The sequence below is a fragment of the Tumebacillus lacus genome, from assembly GCF_026410385.1.
Taxonomy (GTDB): Bacteria; Bacillota; Bacilli; order Tumebacillales; family Tumebacillaceae; genus Tumebacillus; species Tumebacillus lacus.
Map to the genome: position 1 here is coordinate 53,638 of NZ_JAPMLT010000011.1, position 15,363 is coordinate 69,000.

Sequence of the window (15,363 nt, forward strand, 5' to 3'; positions counted from 1 at the left end):
TAAACAGGGCGGGACGCATGTCCTGCCCGTTTTTAGTGAACGGTAAACAGAGAAATCACGGATGACAGGAGCAATTTCCATGAGTGCAAAGGAACGGTTGGACGTGCTGGTCGTAGAGCAAGGCTTCTACGAATCCCGCGAAAAAGCGAAAGCGGCGATCATGGCCGGCCTCGTGCTCGTCGACGGTGAGCGCAGCGACAAACCGGGCGTGAAAGTCAAATCGGACGCGAAGATCACCGTCAAAGGCGATCTGCACCCCTACGTGTCACGGGGCGGTCTGAAGTTGGAAAAAGCATTGAAAGAATTTGACGTCTCCGTCGAAGGCAAAGTCGTGATCGACATCGGCGCATCCACGGGCGGATTTACCGATTGCGCTCTGCAAAACGGCGCCAAACAGGTCTACAGCGTCGACGTCGGCTACGGCCAGTTGGCGTGGTCCCTGCGCAACGACCCGCGCGTCATCGTCATGGAGCGGACCAATTTCCGCCATCTCAAGCCGGAAGACCTCAAAGGCGAGACGCCGCAGGTTGCGGTGATGGACGTCTCGTTCATCTCGATTCGCCTCTTGTTCCCGGTCATCCACAACGTGCTGACTGAGGACGGGGAACTGCTCACTTTGATCAAACCGCAGTTCGAAGCCGGCCGCGAACGCGTCGGGAAAAACGGCATCGTCCGCGACCCGGAGGTGCACCGCGACGTCCTTTTACATACCCTAGGTTCCGCTCAATCGAACGGATTTCACATTCGCCGCGTCACGTTTTCGCCGATCACCGGCGGCGACGGCAACATCGAGTTTCTCGCCCGCCTGACCAAACAGGGGGAGGCACTGGACGCAGATGCGTTGACCGCTCTCATCGACGAGGTGGTGCGCGAGGCGCATCGGAGCTTAGAACGGTAAATCGTCATATTCTAAAAAGGATTTTATTTCACGCATAGCGAATACTTATGCGGAAGACCTCGTGAAGGGGGCAACTTTTGCCGTGAAAACGATCGGTTTAGCGGTTAATCATTCAAAAGTCAAAGCGGACGAGATCACAGCCAGACTGATCGAGTTGATTGAAAAATACGGGTCGCGCCTCGTCCTCGATGAGGAGTCGGCAGCCAAAGCGGATCGCGCCGATTTGGCGTTGCCACTCGACCGATTTGCGGAAGAAGCTGAACTTTTGTTTGTGCTCGGCGGTGACGGGACCATGCTGGGATTTGCCCGGCAGTTTGCCCGCGCCGGACTGCCGATCCTCGGCATCAACATCGGCCACCTCGGCTTTTTATCCGAGGCGGAACCGAAAGATTTGGAAAATGCTGTGAAGCGCGTGCTTGACGGCGAATACTGCCTTGAAAACCGCTTGATGCTGGAAGCGCGAGTCGTTCGCAACGGCGAGACGGTGATGGAATCGTTGACCGCGTTGAACGACATCGGCATCGCCCGCGACTCTTTTGGCAAGATGGTCACCTGCAAAGTGTTCGTCGACGACATGTACGTCGACCAGTACACCGGCGACGGCCTACTGATCTCCACGCCGACCGGCTCCACCGCCTATTCGCTGTCTTGCGGCGGACCGATCGTCTCGCCGCACATCGAGGTCATCTTGCTGACCCCGATCTGTGCGCATACCTTGCATGCCCGCCCGATGGTGATCGCGGCCAACCAAGAAGTGCGCGTCGAAGTGTCCGCCTCTCATCCGGAGTTGGTGCTGTCCCTCGACGGCCAGATCTTCGAGAAATTGGAACAAAACGATGTGGTGCATGTGCGGCAGGCCCCGTACAAAACCACGTTGATCAAATGGCATGACCGTGAATTTTATGACGTGCTGCGGCAGAAACTCCACCGCGCACCGTAACTTGTGAAGGAGCTCGATTCGATGAAGGGGCAACGCCTGTTAAAAATCCGCGAGATCATCTCGACAAAAGAGATTGAAACGCAGGAAGAATTGGTCGACAAACTGCGCGACGCCGGGTTTCAAGTCACCCAGGCCACCGTATCCCGCGACATCAAAGAACTGCATCTCGTGAAGACGCCGACCCCAAACGGCACCTACAAATATTCGTTGCCGGCAGAACCGACCTACAACCCGGAACAAAAGCTCCGCCGCATTCTGATCGACTCGTTCGTATCCATCGACCGGGCGGAGAACCTGATCGTGATGAAAACGCTGCCGGGCAATGCGCACGCTGTCGGCGCCATCGTTGATGCGCTGGACTGGTCGGAGGTGCTCGGCACCATCTGCGGCGACGACACGATCCTCGTCATCGTCCGCAGCACCGACGCCGCGCAAACGGTCGTCAATCGTTTCCTCTCCTACGTCTAACCAGGGGGATACACCATGCTTCTAGAACTCTACGTAAAAAATTTTGCCCTGATCGAAGAGATTCGCCTTTCGCTGGAGGAAGGGCTGAACATCTTGACCGGGGAGACTGGAGCCGGCAAATCGATCTTGCTCGACGCATTGAGCCTCATCCTCGGCGGCCGCGCTTCCTCCGAATTCGTTCGGCAGGGAGCGGCCAAAGCCACCATCGAGGCTCTTTTTGCCGTTTCTACGTCTCCTGATTTTCAAGAACTGTGTGAGGATATCGGCATCGACTCGGAAGAAGGCTCCATCGCCATCGTTCGCGAGATCTCCGCAAACGGCAAAAACGTCTGCCGGATCAACGGCCGCCTCGTCACCGTCCAGATGTTGAAAAGCATCGCGCCTTACCTCTTGCACATGCACGGCCAGCACGAGCACCAGACCCTGACCGATCCGCAGGAGCAACTGCAGATCATCGACCTTTTTGGCGGCGACACCGTGCTCGACCTGCGCGAACGCGTCTCGCAGTCGTATCACGACTATCGGGCGGCTCGCATCCGTCTGCGCGAGGCGAGGGCGGACGAGCAGACCCGCATCCAGCGGCTGGACATCCTCCGCTTTCAGCTCGCCGAGATCCAAGAGGCGAAACTGCGCCCTGGCGAAGAGGTCGCCCTCGACGAAGAGCGGCGCCGCCTCGCTCACTCCGAAAAACTCCACTCCGCCGCCCAGCGCTCCTACGAGCGGCTCTACACGGGCGACGGTCGGGGTGCGTCCGCCCTCGATCACCTCAACACCGTCACCACCGATCTCGAAGCGGTGCTGCGCTATGACGAAGGGCTGCTGCCGACGCTGGAGTTGGTCAAGACGGCGCTCTACCACGTCGAGGAAGCGGCGCACAACCTGCGCGCCTACCGGGATGACATCGAGTTCAACCCGGCGCGGCTGTCTCAGATCGAAGAGCGGCTGACCGGCATCAACCGGCTGCGGAAAAAATACGGCGAGTCGATCGACGAGATCCTCGATGTGGCCGACCGCTTGGAAACGGAACTGCACAACATCGAACATTATGAAGAAAACATCGAACGTCTGTTGGCTGACGTGAAAAAAACCGGCAGTGTGCTGGCCAAACAGGCGTTGCTACTCTCCAAAGCCCGCCAAGAAGCTGCCACCCGCCTCGCCGACGCCGTGATGGACGAACTGTCCGCTCTGATGATGCCGAAAACGCAGATCGCCATCACCTTCACTCAGATCCAGGAAGAGGGCGGCCTCTCCATCGGCGAGCGGCGCGTCCACGTCTCCGAGAGCGGCATCGACCGCGTCGAGTTTCTGTTTTCGCCAAACGCCGGCGAGCCGCTGCGGCCGCTGGGCAAGATCGCATCCGGCGGCGAACTGTCACGGACGATGCTGGCCTTGAAGACGATCCTCGCCGACGTCGACAACGTCGGGACCTTGATCTTTGACGAGGTCGACACCGGTATCTCCGGACAAGCGGCGATGGCCGTCGCCGAGAAACTGGCCGCCATCGGGGCGAAGCGTCAAGTGCTCTGCGTCACCCATCTGCCGCAGGTCGCTTCGATGGCAGACGCTCATTACCTGATCCAAAAACGCCAAGACGATCTCCGCACCAAAACGGAGGTGGCCGCGCTCTCCCCTTCCGAGCGCGTGCGCGAAATCGCCCGGATGCTGTCCGGAGCCGAACTGACCGAGACCACCTTGCGCCATGCGGAAGAAATGTTGGATCGCGCCCGTTTAATCAAGGTCTGAATCGGGTATCACGGTAAGACCGCCAAGAAACGCGCGTGGCACTCATACCAGATGTTTTCTCGGATAGCAGGGGCGCGGGGGTGGCATTCTATAGCCATCAACTAAAAGATGACCAACTGGCCTCCTGCAAGAGGATGACGGAGGTGTAGACGGGAAGGAAGGGGAGCGTGAGATGGTTTGACGAAACACACCGCAAAAAAGTTGATGGGACTCACCGTTGCAGTGCTCTTTGTCGCCTTGTGTTGGTTCACACCCATTCATCAGCTCGCAAGCATTCCCCAAGAACTGCGTATCCTGCAAGGCGCGAGTACCGCGCTTGACATCGGGCTCAAGTCGTTCGCGACGGTCACCACCTCCGAACCGGCGGTCGTCTCCGTCGCCGGCCCGCAGCAGGATGTATCCGCCGCACACCAAAAGACTCCTCTTACGCTCGATTCCGGGAAGACAGGCACCGCCAACCTGCAGGTCAAACTGTTCGGCGTCATCCCTGTCAAATCGGTGCACGTCAACGTCGTGCCCGATCTGAAAGTGATCCCGGGCGGCCAATCGATCGGCGTGAAACTGAAATCGTCCGGCATCATGGTCGTGGGCTACAACCTCGTCAAAGCTGGCGGAGAGTCGATCTCGCCCGCTGAGCAAGCTCAAGTCAAAGTCGGCGACATCATCACCGCCATCGACGGCAAAAAGGTCAAATCGGTCGAACAGGCCGCCGAGTGGATCAACAAGGCGGGCAAGTCGAACCAAAGTCTAGAATTTTCGATCAAAAGACAGAAAGAGACGTTGAAAGTGAAAGTCAAACCGCTCTACGACAAAGACAGCGACATCTACCGGATCGGTCTGTACATTCGCGATTCTGCAGCCGGGGTGGGGACGCTGACCTTCTATCAGCCGGATCACAACGTATTCGGCGCGCTCGGCCACATCATCACAGACGTGGACACCGGGCAGCCGATCGGCGTCGGCGACGGACAGGTCGTGCATTCCAGCGTCACCTCGATTGAGAAAGGCGAGAACGGCACGCCGGGGGAAAAGCGCGGGATCTTCGTCGACGAGGACAAAGTGCTGGGCTCGATTACGCGCAACAGCGATTTTGGCGTCTTCGGAAAGATGAGCGAACAGCCTGAGTACGGCAAGATCAAAAAAGCGTTGCCGATTGCCCTCGCCGAGCAGGTGCATGAAGGCAAAGCGTCGATCCTCACCGTCGTCGACAACCAAAAAGTCGAAGAGTTTGACATCCAGATCGTCAACGTCATGCGTCAGAAGTACCCGGCGACCAAAAGCATGGTGATCAAAGTCACCGACCCGCGCCTCTTGGAAAAGACGGGCGGCATCATCCAAGGCATGTCCGGCTCCCCGATCCTCCAAGACGGCAAAGTCGTCGGCGCTGTCACCCACGTCTTTGTCAACGACCCGACGCAAGGCTACGGCGTCTTCATCGAATGGATGCTCAACGAAGCGGGCGTCAAAACCAAAGCCTCGTAACACACCGCCCAGCAATGGGCGTTCTTTTTTTGCGCAGAACGAACGCAAGGAAAAAGGCTCTCGACGCGGGAGCCTTTTTCCTTGCGTTCCTGTCAGGCGTTCGCTGCGATCCTGTTCATTCCTTGGCGGCGGCCGTCAGCTCGGCGAGTCCGTCGCGCGTGTACACGTACGCCTTCTCCACGCCGCATACGCGCGCTTGCAACAGCGGCGGCGTCTTGCGGTTGCGGAACACCGGGAGCACGAACTCAGCGCCCAGAGCGGCGTTCACGTCGGCCATCGTCATCCGGCCGTCGCAGTACTTATAGAAGTACGCCTGCGCCGTATGGGTGCCCACTGTGTGCGCGATCCACTCCGACTCGCCGTCGCCGTCCAGATCAAAAGCGATCCGGCATCCTTCCGTCTGCAAAAAAGGCTGCGGTCCGTCGGCGGTCAACAAAAAGCTCACACCGCGCGTCACATTGTGCCCAAACCAGCCGTCACATTGCAACAACGTCTGCGTGCCAAACGGTTCCTCGCGCATCTCTACATGATAGGGGGCGCGGCCGACGGCGCCGAGGTCATACCGCCTGTCATTTTGACGCCAGCCGGCGTGGAGGTGTTCATCATCGCCGGCCTTGATGAACAAAAAGGCGGTGCCTGTCCCGGCCGGCACTTCACGCAGCACGTCCGCGATCTTGGAGGGGGAGAGCGGACGGATGCCGGAGCTTGGTTCCTCCGGCCGAACCGGGTCGAAACGCAACGGGAGCGGAGGTTTGACTCGCACGTCCGCATCGGCAGACGGGGCGGCGGCTTGAACGAACGACAGGACGAGGCTGTTGACTGCAACTTTTCTCAGCACGGGAAACCCTCCTCCGAAAATGGTGTTTGTTCTTACTTTGCCCCGAAAAGAGCCAGAAAAACAAAAAAAGGGACAAGTTGGGTCATGGGTATTTAGAACTATATTACATAACGAATGCTTATTTTTTTCGACAAATATCAGGTCTTTTATCCTGCACCGCTTGATCAAAGTCACGTCTTTCAACCTGTTAGTTTGCGGAATATGTTGAATTCCGTCAGAATGTTTATCAACCGGAAATGAAGGAATAAAAATGCTCTTGTCGAAATATCTTCACGACAGAAACCATAAACCAAATAGCTGAACCACCACCCCAAGGAGGTACACATACAGTGAAACAAATCAAAGTCCTGATCGCCGACGACAACCGCGAGTTTGCGGAACTGCTCAAAGAGTTTGTGACCGAACAGCGCGACATGGAAGTCGTGGCCGTGGCCTACAACGGCAGCGAAGTGCTGGAGCAGTTGGAACAGACGCAGCCGGACGTCATCATCTTGGACATCATCATGCCGGTGCTTGACGGGATCGGGGTCTTGGAGAAGATCCAAGGCATGCAGCTCTCCTTCGATCCGAAAGTGATCATGCTGACCGCCTTCGGACAAGAGAACATCACCCAGCGTGCGGTGGAGTTCGGAGCTGCGTACTACATCCTCAAGCCGTTCGACATGGATGTCCTCGCCAACCGCATTCGCCAAGTCGTGCGCGTGCCGGGCGTGACCACCGCGCCGAAGCAACAGATGATGACCCGCGGCAAAAACGTCGACGCCTCGATCACCAACATCATTCATGAGATCGGCGTACCGGCGCACATCAAGGGGTACCACTACCTGCGGGAAGCGATCGGCATGGTCTACAAAGACGTGGAGATCCTCGGTTCGATCACCAAGATCCTCTACCCGAAGATCGCCGAGAAATACAACACCACCCCGTCCCGCGTCGAACGCGCCATCCGCCACGCCATCGAAGTCGCCTGGGGCCGCGGCAACGTCGATTCGATCCGCTCCCTCTTCGGCAACACCGTCAACGTCGGCAAGAGCAAACCGACCAACTCCGAGTTCATCGCGATGGTCGCAGATAAGCTCCGCATCGAAGCGAAGATTTCGTAATTGCAATCGTACAATTCTCATTGTGAAAAGCCATTTCACCCGATGAACCTACTGGATTCATCGGGTTTTTTAGTGCTCAGAAGATCCTAATCTTTTAATCCCTTTCCATTGAAGATGGACTGCATATATTTTTGAATCCTGACTCAGGAGTTCTTGATATGAGACGTGACAAACACCTTTCAGCATTTGAAGTACAATCACGAAGATATACCGGGATATTTGCTTTGAGTTATCCTTCGCTGTCCCTCTAGACAGTACAAGTGATCTGAAAAAGGAGTAAGAAGCATAGGAAATTAGTCGTGCAATCTTTCATAGACACACTGAAACAGGTGTTCAGTTTGACTATCGATGACTGCATTCTAAGCATCAATACGTATTTAAATATATATGGATAAAACACAAAAATATCACTTGATATTATTTTAATTTATATGATATAGTGTTGGTGAAGTGAAAAACGACAGTAAAGGAGCTCGAACCTATGAAGAATCTCGTGAAAAAGACTGGTTTTCTGTTTCTTGCGGTATCCATGCTTTCGCTCCCTGTTGTCTCTTCGGCCTTGGCAGCGGACACGCTCAGACCTGGCCAATCCATTTCTCATGACGGAAAGCTGACCTCAAGTGATGGCAGATTTAATTTCGTCATGCAGTGGGATGGGAATCTCGTGCATTATCAAGGCGGTTCGTCTCTCTGGGATTCTGACACCAGAGGCGACAAGGTTGAAATCTGGGATCCGTTCTTGGGGCGTTACTTTTACAGATATGCCGAGGTATTGAAACTCGACAGCAGCGGCAATCTTTATATCACAGATCTTGAAGGTAGATTTATGTTTTGGCGTGCAGATACCGCGGCATGGATGGAAGGCTGGTACCACCCGCCGATGGTTGTTCCGACTGGCCTCGTAGGTGATACGCTGATCGCTCAAAATGACGGGAACGTGGTTCTCTATGACACCATTGGAAACTACAACGGCGAGTGGAAGCCTGTCTGGGCTACAAATACAGGCGGGCGATAAGAAGAAAGAACCACGGTTGTTAGGCGGCCGGAAGATGACTTCTGATATTCATCAGGAGTCATCTTTTTTTATGACCATTGATCAGTGCACTCGCAGTAGACGAATCAATGGAAGTGGAAGAAAAACGTGATGATCGCTGAGTCGATTGAGGAAGTTCAAAAAATACTTGAAGATCATGCCATAAAATGTGAGAACGGTTTTATTGGCAGAAGTGTGGGAAAGGAAATTTCCAATTGCGGGCAGGTGACACTAGAGGAATTTTGCAGAAGCACGTCGATCAGCGTATGTGGATGTTTAAGAACTTCATCTTTTACGCTGATTCCGTCGAAGAGGTGCTTGAGATCAAAAACATTTCGGGAGTACCACGAGTTGAAAACGCATTGCATGACTCCTGAACGGCGAATCCCTCTTTCATCCGAATGCCAGACGTCAATGGAGTGCTGTGCATCGGGCGCAATCCGATTCGCTTTATTGAGAACACCTCCGCAAGCGTCTAATCGAAAGCATATTCATGACAACACGACCGATGACAGACATAGCGTTTTGAACGGTTAAGATTATACTTGGGATGGTTAGAAAGATAGTGAATGTCAATGAATGTATACACCTACGGGAAACTAATCGAACTGCTGAATACGACCGGTAGATCTTTAGATCTATCGGTTTTGTTTATGTTATATAATTAATATAAAAATCACGAATTGCTCAATATTGAATTTTAATGGTAATATGTGGTGGCGGTTCATAGGAGCAATGGGAAAAATCCTCTAATAAGCGTTGAGCTACGAAAGGTGGAGAAGCATGAAGAGGTCAAAACCGCTGGTACTTGGTATTCTTGCGGCTGTTCTGGTAGTTGGTTTGCTCTGGTATACCGATGAACGAAGAGAAGATCAACATCGAGAGGAGTACGACCATCATGTGCTCAAAGCCTTTTCCGAAATTGATATGGCTGAACATGAGGTACAGACCGTTTTAGAAAATTGGGAAAAGAAGTCGCCACGTGATATTTCCAGTTCCCTTCTGGCTATCTCTACGGCGCTTGCTCTTGCAGAAAATGATTTGCGGAGTTTGGAAGGCTATCTTCGTTATCATGATGATGCGAAAAGAGGTGGAAGCACTTCATTTCTCTCAAATCTCTTCTTATATTACAAACAAGCGGTAGATGCAAGACTTCGCGAAACATGGCCATATACAAATGACTCGAATCCAGTCAATATGAATTCTGAATTTTGGTTCACGTTGAACAAAGATATGCAAACAATTCAGGGAGACCTTGAACTTCTCGGTGACACTGACAGGTCTGTATTTGAGGATGCCAGTATGCTCGAATTGCATAATGATTGGCTGGATCAGGCTTCGAGATTGAAGTTTCAAGAAGTGAGAACACGTTATGAAGAAATGGAAGGGCGGACCAACTAATATAGTACGGATGAGTTGCAGACCTCACCCGATGAATCCAGTTGATTCGTCGGGTTTTTATTTTCTTCGGAGACTCCTCGCATAAACCTAATCTATCCAGCAAATGGTAACCTAGACAGCTATTGATACACGTAGGTGAGGGGCGGCACGAGATGAGATTTCGCAAGTCAAAAGAACCACAGAAACACAAACATGCGACGGATCACAGAAGTCAACATGAGCACGAGCAAGTGCCTGTGACGCAAACACAAGTCACGCCCGGATTGCAAGATCGAATCGAAGAAACAGCAAAACTGCTGGGCGGCAGCACAGACCTCGGCATTCGGACGTTCAGGCTGGGACCGGCTGGGGAACTATTGATCGGCGTCCTGTTTCTCGATGGATTGGTGGATCAGGCCCGCGTCCAAGACGTGCAGGAAACTCTGTCTTTGCAAGCCGAAAAGGAGGGCTTTGCGAAACAGGCACTCAAGGAGCAGGCGGTCATCGAGTGGGCACAAAATGCGATCACGGTCGGCGACGTGAAACGGGCGACAGATCTGCAGGCTGCGGCGCAGTCGCTCGTATCGGGCGAGACGGTGATCTTGTTTGACGGCTGCCAAGAACTGTTGTCGGTGACAACGAGCGCTCCAGAACATCGTGCCGTCTCCGAACCGGTCACACAGACGGTCATTCGGGGTCCGCAAGAGGCGTTTACCGAGACGTTGCGGGTCAACACCTCGCTGGTGAGGCGGAAAATCAAAGATCCCAATCTCTGGATGGAGACGAAACAGATCGGCAAGGTGACGAAAACGGATGTCGCCATCATGTATATCAACGGCCTCGTCAAAGAGTCGGTCTTGCAAGAACTCCATGCTCGGATGGATCGCATCCAGATCGACGGAATCTTGGAGAGCGGCTATATCGAAGAGTTGATCCGGGAACAGCGATACGCTGTCTTTCCGACTGTAAACAATACGGAACGGCCGGATGTGGTCGCGGCTGCTCTGTTGGAAGGCCGAGTGGCGGTGTTTATCGACGGGACGCCGTTCGTCTTGCTGATGCCCACCGTTTTTATTCAATTTTTTCAGGCGGCGGAAGATTATTATCATCTGTCCGATTTCGGGGTGCTCCGCCTCTTGCGGTTGACCTCCTTTTTTCTGGCTTTGCTCGCTCCGTCGCTGTACATAGCCATCACGACGTTTCATCAGGAGATGCTGCCGACCTCGCTTTTGATCAGCTTGGCCGCGCAACGGGAAGGCATCCCCTTTCCGGCATTTGCGGAAGCGTTGATGATGGAGATCACGTTCGAACTGCTTCGCGAGGCCGGGATCCGCATGCCAAGGGCGGTGGGTACCGCCATTTCCATCGTCGGCGCGCTGGTGCTAGGACAGGCGGCGGTACAGGCTGGTTTGGTATCGCCTGCTATGGTGATCATCGTGTCGATCACAGCGATCAACTCGTTTGTTTTTCCTAACTATGCGATCTCCATCGCCACTCGCGTTTTGCGCTTTCCGTTGATGTTGCTGGCTGCGACGTTTGGCATCTTCGGCATCATCGTCGGCATGCTCGCGTTGCTGTTCCATCTGACCAGCATCCGGTCGTTCGGGGTTCCGTATCTGACTCCCTTCTCGCCGTTTGTATGGGGAGATCAAAAGGACGCTCTGGTGCGATGGCCCCGCGAGGTCAGGGTCGGTCAAAAGGGAGGGAAGGCGGAGTGAAGCGTACGTTCCTGCTCGTTCTCACGATGCTTCTCGTCGTGCTGATGATCACCGGCTGTTGGAATCGGCGGGAACTCAATGAGTTGTCCATCGTGGGTGCGATCGGCATCGACAAAGAACCGGGTGCTGACCAATACATGTTTTCCGTCCAGGTGATCAATCAAGGCGTGATCTCCTCGAAAGGCGGCGGGGAAGGGATCGGACAGGCGTCGGTCACAACGTTTGAAATGGAGACGTCGTCGATGTTTGAAGGCATGCGGAGATTGACGACCGTCTCACCTCGGAAGCTCTATCTGGCGCATATGCGCATGTTGATCCTCTCTGAGGAAGTCGCTAAAGAAGGTGTCGGACCGATCCTCGATCTGTTTTCGAGAGATCATGAATACAGACCTGATTTTTATGTGATCGTGACAAAAGACACGAAGGCGGGAGATGTGCTGAAACAATTTACCCAAATCGAAAAAGTCCCTGCGAACAAACTGTTCAGTTCACTGGAGATGTCGGAGAAACACTGGGCTCCGACGGTTGCCGTGCGATTGGATGAAGTGGAAGCGAGCTTGGTCTCCTTGGGCAAACAGCCGGTCTTGACCGGCGTGATGGTGCGAGGGGATGAGCGGGCCGGGGAAAGTGAAAAGGCTCTGCAGCGTCTGGAGCCGCCCGCTTACGTCGTCTACACAGGCATTGGCGTCTTCCGGGGTGACAAATTGGTCGGCTGGCTGAACGAGGAGGAGAGCAAGGGCTATAACTACATCGCGGACAACGTAAAAAGCACGGTCGGCCCCCTAGCCTGCCCGCAAAAGGGGGAGGTGATCTTGGAGATGATTCGCTCTTCATCCAACGTGCAGGCGAAATTTCAAAACGGCAAACCGCAGATTCAGATCAAGATCAAGGCCGAGGGGAATGTGGGGGAAGTGCTATGCGACGTGGACCTGCAAGATCCGAAGACGATTGAGAAACTGGAGCGCAACGGCGAGCAAAGAATCAAACAGATCATTCAGCGGGCAGTCGACAAAGCGCAGCACCAATACCGCTCCGATATTTTCGGCTTCGGAGAAGTGATCCACCGCGAGGATGCGAAGTATTGGAAGAAGATCCAAGGAGAGTGGGACGAAGTCTTTCCTCATGTTCCTGTGGTTGTCGACGTAGATCTGCAGATTCGCAGAACGGGAACGAAAGTAAACTCCTATCTGACAGAAATGCGAAAAGCAAGGGAAAAGGCCAAGGAGCAGAAGTAGGGAGGTGACGATCAAAGATGGCCGCTTTCACAGTCCTGGCAGCAGCGCTTGCGGTAGCTTGGATCGAAGTCCCCTCTCTTCGGAAACGGAAGCGCAGGAAAGAACTGTGGGTGTTTGCTTTCTTTTTGTGTGTGGCGACAGGGTTGAATGTCCTGAAGGCCCTCGATGTGGAGATTCCGAATCTTTTTCAGCCGATCAACGCGGTGTACAAGCCGGTGAGTGACCTGATCGAGGGAATGTTGAAGTGACTCGGAGTGGAAGACGAGCGAGCGAGGGGGCAAAGCTGTGGATAACGGGAAGATAAGCGGTCATCAATTGATGATCCTGACCATGTTGTTCACGATGGGAAGCAGCATCTTGGTCGTCCCTTCCGGGCTGGCCGGCACTGTCCAGCAAGATGCTTGGTTGCCGGTGGTGGTGGGGATTGTGGTCACGTTGGCCTTGTCCTGGTTCTATCTCTATATCGGGAGTTTGTATCCGGATCGAACGTTGGTCGAGATCATCGAGAAACTGTTCGGACGGTGGGTGGGTGCCCCGATCACGTTGCTTTTTATCGTGGTTGCTTTCTGTGTCGGCTCGGGTAGCTGCCTGTACTATCTGGGAGACTTCATGACCACGCAGATCATGCCGGAGACGCCGATCCAGTATTTCCATCTCCTGTATATCTTGCTGTTGATCCAGGGAACGCGGCTGGGATTGGAAACATTGGCCCGATCTGCGGAGATTTTATTTCCTTTTTTTCTCCTATTGGTGATCGCGTTCATTATCTTCGTGTCCCCTCAAATCGAGACAGACCGGCTGCAACCGATGCTGGAGGCGGAGTTCAAGCCGATCTTACAGTCCACGTTGTCTTATGTGAGTTTTTCCGGTTTCCCGCTGATCTTTATGTTGATGCTGACCCCGGCCTGTACGGATCGAGGCAAGAGACTGCAAAAGAAGTTTTTGCTCGGCAATCTGATCGGGGGACTGTTGATCTTGATCACGACGATCCTCTGTGTGCTCGTTTTGGGCGTGGATGCCACGTCCAGAAGCATGTATCCAAACTATGCGTTGGCAAGAAAAATCAATCTCTTCAACTTCATCAACAGGATCGAAGTGATCATGGCGATCATCTGGTTTGTTTCGTTATTTTTTAAAATCGTGGTTTATTTCTACGCTGGGGTGCTCGCGATGGCGCAACTGCTACGGATCGAGAATTATCGAGTGTTGACCTTTCCGTTTGGGATGATGTTGTATGTGCTGTCCTTGATGGTGTATCCAGACTCTTCGTTTATGCGGCACTGGGACAGCACGATCTGGGTGCCTCTCATTGCGACGTTTGGTTTGGTGTTTCCGCTGCTGTTCGTCGCCGTCGCAATTGGAAAGAAGTTCCTCACCCGATGAAACGAAAAACACTCCGCATCAATGGGATTCCGATTCCCGGTTGATGCGGAGTGTTTTGTTTTCCGGACCTATTGACAAGTTCCGTATGTGGATCTTTATGAAAAATACATAGGCAATAAGACTTATTTGTTAAACCTATCATTGACGATTTTTTATGAAAAATAGTATTGTACTACTCGGGATAATTTTATAAGTGGTTAATGAATAGAATTATTCCGAACTTAATCATCAGCTGTGGAGGTATTCCAAGTACATGTCCAACAATCGCATGAAGTTACTCACCGTTCTCAGTCTCACAGCTCCAGCCATGCTCTTTGCAACCACTTCATCTGCACTCGCATGGTCGGCAGATGATGCGCATCTCCCGGCGAAAAGCACGCACTTGTTTATCGCTTCCAACGCGGTTGAGATCTTGAAACATTCTGCCGACCCGTCGATCAAACTGGCCGGGGACACGATGGAACAGTATCGTCAGGATTGGGAGCAAGGCTTGTACGATGCGGATCACATGAATCCGTATTATGACAGCTACACGTTCACCTCGCACTTTTATGATCCGGACACGATGACCAACTACGCCGGACTGTCCTATCCGACAGCGCGCCAAGCCGGGAGCAAGTATTTCAAAATGGCGGGCGACCATTACAAAATGGGCAACTTGCAAAGCGCCTTCTACTATCTGGGCGTGTCGTTGCACTTTTTCACAGACCTGACCCAACCGATGCATGCGGCGAATTTCTCCAACCTCAATCACGGAGCACCCGGCTATCACTCCAAGTTTGAAGAGTACGCGACTCAGATTCAAAGTCATGCTGCCGTCACCTCCGGGCTCCCGACGCAACTCGCCACCAATGATCCGGAGCAATGGCTGCACCTCACCGCCAAGGAATCGAAGTCGCACTTCCCGGAGATTTACAACAGCGAGATTCAAGGATGGTTCTGGGATGCTACGTTCAGCCAGTGGGCGGCCGATCAATGGCGAGCCGCAGTCACCGCCCCGACGAAGCAACGTTTGACAGCCGCTCAACAACATACAGCCGGTTTCGCCTACCTGTGGTGGCAGACGTATCGCTAAGTGGATTTGTATTTGTTAAGTTTTTATTAAAAAACACATTTGTCATAAATGGTTGATTATGCGATGA

At 53.5% G+C, this 15,363-nt stretch carries 14 protein-coding genes; 13 read left to right on the plus strand and 1 reads right to left on the minus strand.

Translation table 11 applies throughout. The annotated features are described in order from the left end of the window. The first annotated feature begins 79 nt into the window (after nt 1-79). The 5 genes from OS242_RS16335 to spoIVB all read left to right on the plus strand — a co-directional run bounded on the left by OS242_RS16335 (nt 80) and on the right by spoIVB (nt 5,531). Nucleotides 80-898, plus strand: coding sequence for a TlyA family RNA methyltransferase (locus OS242_RS16335; protein WP_267152766.1), 819 nt, complete (start codon nt 80-82; stop codon nt 896-898). An 82-nt stretch (nt 899-980) separates the two neighbouring features. Next, nucleotides 981-1,838: an NAD(+)/NADH kinase gene (locus OS242_RS16340; RefSeq protein WP_267152767.1), complete on the plus strand. Its 858-nt coding sequence runs from the start codon at nt 981-983 to the stop codon at nt 1,836-1,838. A gap of 21 nt (nt 1,839-1,859) precedes the next feature. Continuing rightward, a complete protein-coding gene (gene ahrC, locus OS242_RS16345; RefSeq protein WP_267152768.1) occupies nt 1,860-2,306 on the plus strand; it encodes a transcriptional regulator AhrC/ArgR in 447 nt (148 codons plus the stop codon). 15 nt (nt 2,307-2,321) lie between these two features. Continuing rightward, entirely contained in the window at nt 2,322-4,049 is a 1,728-nt protein-coding gene (gene recN / locus OS242_RS16350; RefSeq protein ID WP_267152769.1) for a DNA repair protein RecN, read from the plus strand. A 177-nt stretch (nt 4,050-4,226) separates the two neighbouring features. After that, nucleotides 4,227-5,531: a SpoIVB peptidase gene (gene spoIVB, locus OS242_RS16355; RefSeq protein ID WP_267152770.1), complete on the plus strand. Its 1,305-nt coding sequence runs from the start codon at nt 4,227-4,229 to the stop codon at nt 5,529-5,531. Nucleotides 5,532-5,646: 115 nt separating this feature from the next. Here the strand turns inward: spoIVB and OS242_RS16360 are convergent, their stop codons facing one another. Continuing rightward, entirely contained in the window at nt 5,647-6,369 is a 723-nt protein-coding gene (locus tag OS242_RS16360) for a hypothetical protein (RefSeq protein ID WP_267152771.1), read from the minus strand. A gap of 329 nt (nt 6,370-6,698) precedes the next feature. Between OS242_RS16360 and spo0A the strand changes: the two genes are divergently transcribed. From spo0A to OS242_RS16400, 8 genes are all read left to right on the plus strand, one after another. Next, nucleotides 6,699-7,472: a sporulation transcription factor Spo0A gene (gene spo0A, locus OS242_RS16365; RefSeq protein WP_267152772.1), complete on the plus strand. Its 774-nt coding sequence runs from the start codon at nt 6,699-6,701 to the stop codon at nt 7,470-7,472. A gap of 481 nt (nt 7,473-7,953) precedes the next feature. After that, complete coding sequence (locus OS242_RS16370) at nt 7,954-8,487, plus strand: hypothetical protein (protein WP_267152773.1); 534 nt, start codon at nt 7,954-7,956, stop codon at nt 8,485-8,487. A gap of 801 nt (nt 8,488-9,288) precedes the next feature. Beyond that, nucleotides 9,289-9,906 carry a hypothetical protein gene (locus OS242_RS16375; protein WP_267152774.1) on the plus strand — a complete coding sequence of 206 codons (618 nt, stop codon included), beginning with the start codon at nt 9,289-9,291 and terminating at the stop codon, nt 9,904-9,906. A gap of 236 nt (nt 9,907-10,142) precedes the next feature. Continuing rightward, entirely contained in the window at nt 10,143-11,603 is a 1,461-nt protein-coding gene (locus OS242_RS16380) for a spore germination protein (protein ID WP_267152775.1), read from the plus strand. Further along, nucleotides 11,600-12,838, plus strand: a complete 1,239-nt coding sequence (locus OS242_RS16385) for a Ger(x)C family spore germination protein (RefSeq protein ID WP_267152776.1) — start codon at nt 11,600-11,602, stop codon at nt 12,836-12,838. The genes OS242_RS16380 and OS242_RS16385 overlap by 4 nt, the downstream gene beginning before the upstream one ends. Before the next feature lie 17 nt (nt 12,839-12,855). After that, the gene (locus OS242_RS16390) at nt 12,856-13,086 is read left to right on the plus strand and encodes a hypothetical protein (RefSeq protein ID WP_267152777.1); all 231 of its coding nucleotides are present in this window, start codon (nt 12,856-12,858) and stop codon (nt 13,084-13,086) included. A 37-nt stretch (nt 13,087-13,123) separates the two neighbouring features. Continuing rightward, nucleotides 13,124-14,221: a GerAB/ArcD/ProY family transporter gene (locus OS242_RS16395; RefSeq protein ID WP_267152778.1), complete on the plus strand. Its 1,098-nt coding sequence runs from the start codon at nt 13,124-13,126 to the stop codon at nt 14,219-14,221. A 253-nt stretch (nt 14,222-14,474) separates the two neighbouring features. Continuing rightward, a complete protein-coding gene (locus OS242_RS16400) occupies nt 14,475-15,296 on the plus strand; it encodes a phospholipase C (RefSeq protein ID WP_267152779.1) in 822 nt (273 codons plus the stop codon). The last annotated feature ends 67 nt before the right edge of the window (nt 15,297-15,363 follow it).

What these genes read in the sequence shown, in the direction of transcription:
- OS242_RS16400 (WP_267152779.1), top strand. Translation starts at nt 14,475, where the DNA reads ATGTCCAACAATCGCATGAAGTTACTCACCGTTCTCAGTCTCACAGCT.
- OS242_RS16375 (WP_267152774.1), top strand. Translation starts at nt 9,289, where the DNA reads ATGAAGAGGTCAAAACCGCTGGTACTTGGTATTCTTGCGGCTGTTCTG.
- OS242_RS16335 (WP_267152766.1), top strand. Translation starts at nt 80, where the DNA reads ATGAGTGCAAAGGAACGGTTGGACGTGCTGGTCGTAGAGCAAGGCTTC.
- recN (WP_267152769.1), top strand. Translation starts at nt 2,322, where the DNA reads ATGCTTCTAGAACTCTACGTAAAAAATTTTGCCCTGATCGAAGAGATT.
- ahrC (WP_267152768.1), top strand. Translation starts at nt 1,860, where the DNA reads ATGAAGGGGCAACGCCTGTTAAAAATCCGCGAGATCATCTCGACAAAA.
- OS242_RS16370 (WP_267152773.1), top strand. Translation starts at nt 7,954, where the DNA reads ATGAAGAATCTCGTGAAAAAGACTGGTTTTCTGTTTCTTGCGGTATCC.
- OS242_RS16390 (WP_267152777.1), top strand. Translation starts at nt 12,856, where the DNA reads ATGGCCGCTTTCACAGTCCTGGCAGCAGCGCTTGCGGTAGCTTGGATC.